Genomic DNA, 10,725 nt, shown 5'->3' on the forward strand with positions numbered 1-10,725 from the left:
GTGGTAACCATAAAAACCAGCGGTTTTTTAGCGATTATGTAGTGCCGAAAGTGGCTGGTGTTACGGAGGGTTACAGACATCGTCTAACAGTCGTCGAAAAATTGACTGCGCTGAAAGCCCCGGTTTTACTGGGCTGGCGCGAGGCGCAATTTTTTTGAACGGGATTTTGTTACCGATTTCGCGACAAGCGCGCATTGCTGAATGAGGTTGTCGGCGGCATAATGTAGCCCCTTTTTTCTGCCCCTACATGTGGAAGGTTACCGTGACTCAGAAGCCCGACCAGTGTCTTGGTGAATGGATCGACCGTGAAGCACTCGCAGAAGCGATGATTCCGCTTATCGGTCAGCTCTACCGCAATAACAACGTGGTGAGCTCGATCTATGGCCGCAGCCTGATCAACCAGTCTGTCATCGCGATTCTCAAAGCTCACCGCTTTGCGCGCCACCGTTCTTCCGACGACAGCGAACTCTCCGTCCACGAAACATTCCCACTGCTCAAGGCCATGAGCGAGCTCAAGCTCGGCGCGGCTTCGGTAGATCTGGGCAAGTTGGCGTTCAAATTCCGTAACGAAGGCAATGGCCGCAGCGCCGAGCAATTCGTTCGTGAAGAAATGGCTGACGTGGTTGGCCAGCAAAACGCTTCCGCACGTAAAGGCACCGACGTTGTGCTGTACGGCTTCGGTCGTATCGGCCGTCTGCTGGCGCGCATCCTGATCGAGAAAACCGGTGGTGGCGACGGTCTGCGTCTGCGTGCCATCGTCGTGCGCAAAGGCGCCGACAACGACCTGACCAAGCGCGCCAGCCTGCTGCGTCGCGATTCGGTCCATGGTTCGTTCAACGGCACCATTACCATCGATGAAGAAAACAACACCATCACCGCCAACGGTAACCTGATCCAGGTGATCTACGCGAAGAACCCGACCGAGGTGGATTACACCCAGTACGGCATCAAAGACGCGCTGCTGGTGGACAACACCGGTGTATGGCGTGACGCCGATGGCCTCGGTCAGCACCTGGCGTGCCCGGGTATCGACCGCGTTGTCCTGACCGCGCCTGGCAAAGGCAAGCTGAAGAACATCGTTCACGGCATCAACCACAACGAAATCACCGCTGACGACAAGATCGTGTCCGCCGCTTCCTGCACCACCAACGCCATCGTGCCGGTGCTGAAAGCTGTGAATGACAAGTTCGGCATCATCAACGGTCACGTCGAAACCGTTCACTCGTACACCAACGACCAGAACCTGATCGACAACTTCCACAAGGGCGATCGCCGTGGCCGTAGCGCCGCGCTGAACATGGTGATCACCGAGACCGGTGCTGCCACCGCTGCTGCCAAGGCCCTGCCTGAGCTGGCCGGCAAGCTGACCGGTAACGCGATCCGCGTTCCGACGCCAAACGTGTCGATGGCCATTCTCAACCTCAACCTTGAGAAAGCCGCTACCCGTGAAGAGATGAACGAGTACCTGCGCTACATGGCGCTGCACTCCGATCTGCACAAGCAAATCGACTTCGTCAATTCCCAGGAAGTGGTTTCGACCGACTTCGTTGGCTCGCGCCACGCCGGTGTGGTCGACGCTGAAGCGACCATCGTTCAGGACAACCGCGTTGTTCTGTACGTCTGGTACGACAACGAGTTCGGCTACAGCTGCCAGGTGGTTCGCGTGATGGAAGACATGGCCGGTGTAAACCCGCCAGCGTTCCCGCGCTAAGCGATAGCTGCACATGAAAACGCCCCGACCTAGGTCGGGGCGTTTTTGTTTGTGTGCCTTTTAGAGCTGTGTTGTCAGTGCTGACCCTTCGCGAGCAAGCTCGCTCCCACACTGGATCTGTGGCGCTTAGAAAATCCCCTGTGGGAGCGAGCTTGCTCGCGAAAGCGATTTATCGAGCGCCGCCGGGTATGGCCGCTTGCGCCGTGCGCAGTTCATGCTTATTACCGCGGAACAATACCAGCGTCGCTATCAGCCCCAACACCGCCGCACCACTGAGCCAGATCCCCGGCGCAGCCTTGTTATCCAGCACATGAATCAGGTACGTACACGCCGCCGGGGTAAACCCGCCGAACGTCGCGGTTGCCAGGCTGTAAGCCAGCGAGAAACCGGTCGTGCGCACCTCCACCGGCATGATCTCGGTCAGCGCCACCACCATCGCGCCGTTGTACGAACCGTAGAGGAACGACAGCCACAACTCGACAATCAGCAAATGGCTGAAGCTCGGGTTCGCCACCAGCCACGACAGCGCCGGGTAGGCGGTCAGGATCGCCAGAATCGTCGCCGCCAGCAGTAAGGGTTTACGGCCGATCTTGTCAGACACCGAACCCATCACCGGCAACCAGAAGAAGTTCGACAGGCCGATGCACACCGTCACCAGCAACGCGTCGAAATCCGACAGGTGCAGCTCAGCCTTGCCGAACGTCGGGGTGTACGCGGTGATCAGGTAGAACGACACCGTGGTCATCACCACCAGCGCCATGCCGGCGATGACGATGCCAAAGTTCTGACCGATCGAGCGGACGATTTCCTGCAGGGTAGGGCGGTGTTTTCTGGCCTGGAACTCCGGCGTTTCCTCCAGCGAGCGGCGAATGACGAAGATTACCGGCACAATCATGCAGCCGATCAGGAACGGCACGCGCCAGCCCCAGTCGCCCATTTGTTCCGGGCTCAGCCAGTGATTTAGGCCGACCCCGAGCAGGCCGGCGAAAACCACTGCCGCTTGCTGACTGGCGGATTGCCAACTGACAAAGAAGCCCTTGCGGCCCGGGGTGGCGATCTCTGCCAGATAGACAGATACACCGCCCAGTTCTACGCCAGCGGAAAAGCCTTGCAGCAAGCGACCGAACAGCACGATCAGTGGCGCGGCGACGCCGAGGGTTGCGTAGCCTGGCACACAGGCAATCAGCACCGTACCGGCAGCCATCAACGCCAACGTGATGATCAGCCCTTGGCGACGGCCATGACGGTCGATATAGGCGCCGAGGAAAATCGCCCCGAGCGGTCGCATCAGGAAGCCGGCACCAAAGGTTGCCAGTGAAAGCATCAGCGAAGCGAAGGCGCTGTCGGTGGGGAAGAAGGTCTTGGCAATGGCTGTGGCGTAAAAGCCGTAGACCATGAAATCGAACATTTCGAGGAAGTTGCCGCTGACAACGCGAAAAATCGCTTTGCCTTTGCCCGTGGTGGAGGACATGTTCAGGTACTCACTATTGGATTTTGTATAAAGATGTTGCAGATCCTTTAATCCATAATGGCCGTCGCGGTTTTACGGAGAGATGAATAATTGTTCACTGGACGGTTGCTGGGGCTTGTGATTCTGGCTGGCATATTGGCTGGCTGCGGCAATGGCGACTCCATGGAAGGCTTCGGTGGGCCGACCATGGGCAGCACGTATTCAATCAAGTATGTGCGTCGCTCCGGCTTGCCCGAGCCGAAGCAAGTTCGCGGTGAAGTGGAGGGGATCCTCGGCGAAGTCGATCGGCAGCTATCCACCTATCGCAACGATTCGGACATCGAGCGCTTCAACGCTTTGCCCGCCAACCGCTGTCAGAAAATGCCTGCAGCGGTACTCGAACTGGTCCGCACAGGCGAACAGCTGTCAGCGCAAAGCGAAGGCTCCTACGACCTGACTGTCGAACCGCTGATGAATCTCTGGGGGTTCGGCCCGCAGGGGCGCGAAGAGAAAGTCCCTGGCGCCGCCGCACTCGCCGAGTTGATGTCGCGCGTCGGTTATCAGCACTTGCGCATCAATGGCGAGCAGTTGTGCAAGGACGCCGCCGTCGAAGTCGATTTCAACAGCATCGCCGCCGGTTATGCCGTCGACACCATCGCGGCACGGCTCGATGCCATGGGCATCCACGATTACCTCGCTGAAGCCACGGGTGAGTTAAAAGCCAAAGGCAGAAAGCTCGACGGCTCACCTTGGCGCATTGCTCTGGAAGAACCCCGTGATGATCAGCAGGTCGCCGAGCGCATCATCGATGTCGACGGCTACGGGGTTTCTACTTCCGGCGACTACCGCAACTACTTCCTGCAGGATGGTAGGCGTTATTCCCACACCTTCGATGCGCGCACCGGTGCACCGGTCCTACACGACCTGGCGTCAGTCACGGTTATTCATCCTTCAGCGCTAATGGCTGATGGACTATCGACACTGTTGCTGATTCTTGGCCCGGAAAGGGCGTGGGACTATGCCGAAAAACATGACATTGGTGCATTCTTTGTGATTCGTGCCGATACAGGTTTTGTCGTTCGTACCAACACGGCTTTCGAGCGCCTCAGTGGCAAGAAAACTGACTGAGAACAATACGAAAGCTGGCGTTGTAGTGCAGGCAAAAGTAGCCTACGACGCGACCAAGGGTTAATGTGCGCGGCGTTGACGCTTCTATAGACTGTGTCCGGGTTCTTGATTGACCCCCAATTGTTCCTTCGCGCCGCCGTTCGGCGTGATTTAGCCGCCGGTGCTGCTGGCACCGCGGCCTGTTCTGAGGAGTACGCATGGCTGTCTACAACTACGACGTGGTGGTGCTGGGTTCCGGCCCGGCGGGAGAAGGCGCGGCAATGAACGCCGCCAAAGCAGGGCGCAAGGTCGCGATGGTCGACAGCCGTCGCCAGGTCGGCGGCAACTGCACCCACCTCGGCACCATCCCGTCCAAGGCACTGCGTCACTCGGTGCGGCAGATCATGCAGTTCAACACTAACCCGATGTTCCGGGCGATCGGCGAGCCACGCTGGTTCTCCTTCCCGGACGTGTTGAAAAGCGCTGAAAAGGTTATTTCCAAACAAGTCGCTTCGCGTACCGGCTACTACGCCCGTAACCGCGTCGACGTGTTCTTCGGCACCGGCAGCTTCGCCGATGAGCAAACCATCGAAGTGGTCTGCGCCAACGGCGTGGTCGAGAAGCTGGTGGCCAAGCACATCATCATCGCCACCGGTTCGCGTCCTTATCGCCCGGCGGACATCGATTTCCACCACCCGCGTATCTACGATAGCGACACCATCCTCAGCCTCGGCCACACCCCGCGCAAACTGATCGTTTACGGCGCCGGCGTGATCGGTTGCGAATACGCATCGATCTTCAGCGGTCTGGGTGTGTTGGTTGAACTGGTCGATAACCGTGGTCAGTTGCTGAGCTTCCTCGACTCGGAAATCTCCCAAGCGTTGAGCTATCACTTCAGCAACAACAACATCACCGTGCGCCACAACGAAGATTACGATCGCGTTGAAGGCGTCGACAACGGCGTGATCCTGCACCTCAAGTCCGGCAAGAAGATCAAGGCCGACGCCTTGCTCTGGTGCAACGGTCGTACCGGCAACACCGACACGCTGGGTCTGGAAAACATCGGCGTCAAGGTCAACAGTCGTGGCCAGATCGAGGTCGACGAGGCTTACCGCACCTGCGTACCGAACATCTACGGTGCCGGTGACGTGATCGGCTGGCCGAGCCTGGCCAGTGCCGCCCACGACCAGGGTCGTTCGGCTGCTGGCAGCATCGTCGATAACGGTAGCTGGCGCTTTGTGAATGACGTGCCGACCGGCATTTACACCATTCCGGAGATCAGCTCGATCGGCAAGAACGAACAGGAACTGACCCAGGCCAAAGTGCCGTACGAAGTCGGCAAGGCGTTCTTCAAGAGCATGGCGCGTGCGCAGATCGCCGGCGAGCCGCAAGGCATGTTGAAGATCCTGTTCCACCGTGAAACCCTGGAAGTGCTCGGCGTTCACTGCTTCGGTTATCAGGCGTCGGAGATCGTCCACATCGGTCAGGCGATCATGAACCAGCCGGGCGAACTGAACACCCTGAAGTACTTCGTCAATACGACGTTCAACTACCCGACCATGGCTGAAGCCTATCGGGTCGCGGCGTACGACGGCCTCAACCGGCTTTTTTGACGGGCTCCGGCCGGTGGCCTGGGCCGGCCGGGGAGACCGATTTCAGCAATTCTCGAGGGTGGCAGTGGCCAAACCGGGAAAGTCTGTAATCAGGCTGTCAACGCCGAAGTCGGCGAGTCTGCGCATCAGCGCAGGCTCGTTGACGGTCCACACCGACACATGCAGCCCCTGACGCTGCGCCTTTTGCAGGCGTTCCGGCGTACACAGTGTCCAGTTCAGCGCGAGAATCTCACAGCCATAGCTGGCCGCGACCTTCAACGGGTCGAGCCAAGCGTATTCGGCCACCAATCCGCGTGACACGTCCGGCACCAGATCCAGCGCCGCTTTCAGCACTTCCCGCGAACTCGAGGTGATCGTCACCTTGTCGAGCAGGCCATGGCGCTGAGCCATTTCACGAATCGCCAGCACGGTGGTTGCCGCGCGAGTACGCGAAGCGCTTTTGACTTCCAGCTGCCAGTGATCGAAATCACATTTCTCGAACAACTCTTCCAGCGTCGGAATCGGGCACGGCTTGATCCAGCCGGGGCCGCCCTTGCGCGCGTCGTAGGTCACCAGTTCGGCGGCGGTGTGCTCAACGACTTTGCCGCGGCGTTCCGTGGTGCGTTTGAGGGTCGGGTCATGGATGACCATCAACTCGCCGTCCTTGGACAGGTGCAGATCCAGTTCGCAGCGGCGCACGCCGTGCTTGAGACATTCCTGAAAACTGCTCAGGGTGTTTTCCGGTGCTTCGCCCTTGGCGCCGCGGTGGCCGTAGATGAGGGTCACGGTTCTTCCTTAAATTAAATGCCTGATTCGTTCTGTTCGCGGGCCAGACGTCGTTCCTGAGCCTGCTTCTGCAAGATATAGCGGGCGAGCAACTGGCGCTGGGCATCGGTCAAGTGTTCGAACTCGGTGCCGACGTCATAACCTTCGCCCTTGCGGTCGCAATGGGTGACGCGTGCGCGCAGCAGCAGGCCGAGCGCTTGCGGCATCAGCACCAGTTTCACTGACAGGTGAGCGCCGGTGGCAATCGGTGTGGGGTGCTGAAAGTCGATTCCGCCCTCGGAGATGATCACCGGTTGCGGCTCGCCGATATGACCGAGTACGGTCAGGGCGACCACCTGGCTGAGCAGGTCGATGCGTTTGTTCTGGGATTTCAGGAACGCGGCGATGGCCCGGTCGCGCTCGCTGATCTGCCGCAACAGGTGTTGCGACTCGAATTCACTCAGGTGCAGTTCGCTGAGCAGGTTGAACAGTGGGGAAGCATCCTGCAACACTTCCTGGCCTGCGGCTTCGGGAGCGGACAGGGGCCGAATTTCCAGTGCGATCGTGTCCTCGATACGGTAGTATTCGCGGCGATCTTCTTCATCTAATGTCGACATGGCGAACCCATGGTAGCGGCGGTGGTCTGAGTGTAAAGCTGGTTATCGACCCCCGCCACAAGGACGTTCCTTTTCCCTCCGAACAAGCCCCGACATGTTCAGACCTCTCTTCGTATTTATCGGCACGCGTTATACCCGTGCAAAGCGTCGCAATCATTTTGTGTCATTCATTTCCCTGACTTCGATGATCGGGCTCGCCCTTGGCGTGGTCGTGATGATCGTCGTGTTGTCGGTGATGAACGGCTTCGATCATGAGATGCGCACCCGTGTGCTGGGCATGGTGCCCCACGCGACCATTGAATCCACTGAGCCGATCAACGATTGGCAAAGCCTGGCCACCCAGGTCAAGCAGAACCCGCAGGTGACGGCGGTTGCGCCGTTCACCCAGATGCAGGGCCTGCTGACCAATAACGGTCAGGTGTCCAAGGTGGTGCTCAATGCCATCGACCCTGCGCTGGAGCGCAATGTGTCGATCATCGACAACTTCATGAAACAGGGCAAGCTCGACGATCTGACGCCGGGCAGCTTCGGCATCGTCATCGGCGACAAGGCGGCGACCAAGCTCGGCGTCGGCATCGGTGACAAGGTCACCTTCGTCGCGCCGGAGGTCAGCGTGACCCCGGCCGGGATGTTCCCGCGCATGAAGCGCTTCACCGTTGTCGGCATTTTCCATGTCGGCGCTGGCGAACTCGATGGCTATCTGGGCGTGACCAACCTGCAGGATCTGGCGAAGATGCACCGCTGGAAGCCTGATCAGGTGCAGGGCATTCGCCTGAAGTTCGACGACCTGTTCCAGGCACCGCGTGTGGCATGGAACATCGCCCAGCAGCTTGGCGAAGACCACTACTACGCCCGTGACTGGACCCGCACCCACGGCAATCTGTATCAGGCGATCCGCATGGAAAAAGCCATGATCGGCCTGCTGTTGCTGCTGATCGTCGCTGTCGCTGCGTTCAACATCATTTCCACGCTGGTGATGGTGGTCAACGACAAGAAAGGCGACATCGCCATTCTGCGTACGTTGGGCGCGACGCCGGGCACGATCATGCGCACGTTCATGGTGCAGGGCACGGTGATCGGTGTGGTCGGTACGGCGATTGGCGCGGTGGTGGGTATTTTCGCCGCGCTTAATGTCAGCGCCGCGATCTCGGCACTGGAAGGCCTGATCGGCCACAAATTCCTTAATGCTGACGTGTATTTCATTGATTATCTTCCGTCGCAGGTGCAGAGCCAGGATGTGGTCATGGTCTGCGCCGCTGCGTTGGTCCTGAGTTTCCTCGCCACCCTGTATCCAGCCTGGCGTGCCGCGCGCACCCAGCCGGCGGAGGCGCTACGTTATGAGTGAGTCGGGCATGAGTGAACAAGCAATCCTGAGCTGCCGCAACCTGGGCAAATCTTACGAGGAAGGCCCGGAATCGGTAGAAGTACTGGCCGGCCTGCAACTGGAGTTGCACCCGGGCGAGCGTGTCGCGATCGTCGGCACCTCGGGTTCGGGCAAAAGTACTTTGCTCAACCTGCTCGGCGGCCTCGATACGCCGACCAAGGGCAGCGTCTGGCTCGACGGTGAAGAGTTGTCGGCGCTGAGCGAGAAGAAGCGTGGCCTGCTGCGTAACCGTGCGCTTGGTTTCGTTTACCAGTTCCACCACTTGCTGCCGGAATTCACCGCACTGGAAAACGTCTGCATGCCGCTGCTGATCGGCAAGACGCCGATCCCGGAAGCGCGTCAGCGCGCCACGGCGTTGCTGGAACGCGTCGGCCTCGGTCATCGCCTGGAGCACAAACCGGCGGAACTGTCCGGCGGTGAACGTCAGCGTGTGGCCATCGCCCGCGCCCTGGTGAACAGGCCGGGCCTGGTGATGCTCGACGAGCCAACCGGTAACCTCGATTCCCACACCGCCCAAGGCATTCAGGATTTGATGCTGGAACTCAGCACCTCCATGCGCACGGCGTTCCTGGTGGTGACTCACGACATGAACCTGGCCCGCCAGATGGATCGCGTACTGCACCTGCAAGAAGGTTGCCTCACGCCTATCTGACTGGCTGAAACCTGACGTCTGTAAAGGCGTCGGGTCTTTTATTTTTATACGGTGCCCCAGCGAATGTTCAGACCGTTATCGATCTTTATCGGCACGCGCTATACCCGCGCCAAGCGCCGCAATCGCTTTGTTTCGTTCATTTCGATGACCTCGATGATCGGCCTCGCCCTCGGCGTGCTGGCGATGATCGTAGTGTTGTCGGTGATGAACGGCTTCCAGCGCGAAATGAGCTCGCGCATCCTCGGCATGGTGCCGCACGCCACCATCGTGGGCGTCAAGCCGATCGATGACTGGCAGCCGGTGGCCGCCGCCGCGATGAAAAACCCTGAAGTGACCGCCGCCGTGCCGTTCACTGAGATGGAAGGCATGCTGTCCTACAAGGGCTTGATGCAGCCGATCCAGATCAGCGGCGTCGATCCGGCGCAGGAAGGCAAGGTCTCCATCGTTGCCCAGCACATTGTGCAGGGCCGTCTCGATGCCTTGAAACCGGGAGAGTTCGGCGTGGTGATTGGTGAAATCACCGCGCGCCGTTTCCGCCTCAACGTTGGCGACAAGATCACCCTGATCGTGCCGGAAGTCAGCACCGCCCCGGGCGGCATTACCCCGCGCATGCAGCGTCTGAACGTGGTGGGCGTGTTCAAGGTTGGCGCCGAACTGGATGGCTCGATGGGCCTGATCCACGTGGCTGACGCCGCGACCATGCAGCATTGGCAGCCGAATCAGGTACAGAGCGTGCGTCTGGCGGTCAAGGATCTGTACGCCGCGCCGAAAGTCTCTTCGGACATCGCTGCCGGCTTGGGCGCCGAGTTCAAGGCTGACGACTGGACCCACACCCAGGGCAGCCTGTTCAGTGCGATGAAGATGGAAAAAACCATGATCGGCCTGCTGTTGCTGATGATCGTCGCGGTAGCGGCGTTCAACATCATCGCGACCCTGATCATGGTGGTGAACGACAAGGGCGCGGACATCGCGATCCTGCGTACCATCGGCGCCACGCCACGACAGATCATGGCGATCTTCATGGTCCAGGGCACGGTGATCGGAATTGTCGGTACGATCATTGGCGGCGTGTTGGGCGTGATCGCCGCGCTGAATGTCAGTCAGATCGTGGGCTGGATCGAGCGAGTCAGCGGGCAGCACATCTTCAGTTCTGATGTGTATTTCGTCAGCAATTTGCCGTCGGAATTGCAGGGTGGGGATGTGCTGTTGATCTGCTCGGCGGGCTTTATCCTGAGCTTTCTGGCTACGGTGTATCCGGCCTGGCGGGCGGCGAAGATCGAGCCGGCTCACGCCCTGAGATATTCGTAAGCGATTCCATGCTCGTTCCCACGCTCTGCGTCACTAGTGTCCGGTAAAACCTGTTTCAAGCAGAAGGCAGCCTTGAGCTGCCTTCTGCTCCGTTCGCTTCTGCCTTCGGTGCTCAAGATGTTCAATGCTTGATGGACGT

General features: G+C 59.4%; 9 protein-coding genes. 6 read left to right on the top strand and 3 right to left on the bottom strand.

Features of this window, described 5'->3' with window-relative positions:
- The first annotated feature begins 247 nt into the window (after positions 1–247).
- Entirely contained in the window at positions 248–1,711 is a 1,464-nt protein-coding gene (locus tag H8F23_RS28150) for a glyceraldehyde-3-phosphate dehydrogenase (RefSeq protein ID WP_186624461.1), read from the top strand.
- 169 nt (positions 1,712–1,880) lie between these two features.
- Here H8F23_RS28150 and tcuC read toward each other — a convergent pair whose 3' ends face one another.
- The gene (gene tcuC / locus H8F23_RS28155) at positions 1,881–3,182 is read right to left on the bottom strand and encodes an MFS transporter (RefSeq protein WP_194936514.1); all 1,302 of its coding nucleotides are present in this window, start codon (positions 3,180–3,182) and stop codon (positions 1,881–1,883) included.
- Between the two features lie 162 nt (positions 3,183–3,344).
- On the opposite strand from tcuC, the gene H8F23_RS28160 reads away from it, so the two are divergent.
- Both H8F23_RS28160 and sthA read left to right on the top strand, forming a co-directional pair.
- Entirely contained in the window at positions 3,345–4,289 is a 945-nt protein-coding gene (locus H8F23_RS28160; RefSeq protein ID WP_228759413.1) for an FAD:protein FMN transferase, read from the top strand.
- 197 nt (positions 4,290–4,486) lie between these two features.
- A complete protein-coding gene (sthA, locus tag H8F23_RS28165; RefSeq protein ID WP_158955726.1) occupies positions 4,487–5,881 on the top strand; it encodes a Si-specific NAD(P)(+) transhydrogenase in 1,395 nt (464 codons plus the stop codon).
- Between the two features lie 42 nt (positions 5,882–5,923).
- Here the strand turns inward: sthA and H8F23_RS28170 are convergent, their stop codons facing one another.
- Together H8F23_RS28170 and H8F23_RS28175 are read right to left on the bottom strand one after the other, a co-directional pair.
- Positions 5,924–6,646, bottom strand: a complete 723-nt coding sequence (locus H8F23_RS28170; protein ID WP_095121056.1) for a glycerophosphodiester phosphodiesterase — start codon at positions 6,644–6,646, stop codon at positions 5,924–5,926.
- A gap of 14 nt (positions 6,647–6,660) precedes the next feature.
- On the bottom strand, positions 6,661–7,242 hold the full coding sequence (locus tag H8F23_RS28175) for a PilZ domain-containing protein (RefSeq protein ID WP_034156427.1): 582 nt from the start codon (positions 7,240–7,242) through the stop codon (positions 6,661–6,663).
- A gap of 94 nt (positions 7,243–7,336) precedes the next feature.
- Between H8F23_RS28175 and H8F23_RS28180 the strand changes: the two genes are divergently transcribed.
- From H8F23_RS28180 to H8F23_RS28190, 3 genes are all read left to right on the top strand, one after another.
- Entirely contained in the window at positions 7,337–8,587 is a 1,251-nt protein-coding gene (locus H8F23_RS28180) for a lipoprotein-releasing ABC transporter permease subunit (protein WP_194936515.1), read from the top strand.
- Positions 8,580–9,278 carry a lipoprotein-releasing ABC transporter ATP-binding protein LolD gene (gene lolD / locus H8F23_RS28185; protein WP_407692568.1) on the top strand — a complete coding sequence of 233 codons (699 nt, stop codon included), beginning with the start codon at positions 8,580–8,582 and terminating at the stop codon, positions 9,276–9,278. The genes H8F23_RS28180 and lolD overlap by 8 nt, the downstream gene beginning before the upstream one ends.
- A gap of 63 nt (positions 9,279–9,341) precedes the next feature.
- Entirely contained in the window at positions 9,342–10,586 is a 1,245-nt protein-coding gene (locus tag H8F23_RS28190) for a lipoprotein-releasing ABC transporter permease subunit (RefSeq protein WP_093433700.1), read from the top strand.
- Positions 10,587–10,725 lie beyond the last annotated feature (139 nt).

Origin of the sequence: Pseudomonas neuropathica (assembly GCF_015461835.1) — a bacterium.
Lineage (GTDB): Bacteria > Pseudomonadota > Gammaproteobacteria > Pseudomonadales > Pseudomonadaceae > Aquipseudomonas > Aquipseudomonas neuropathica.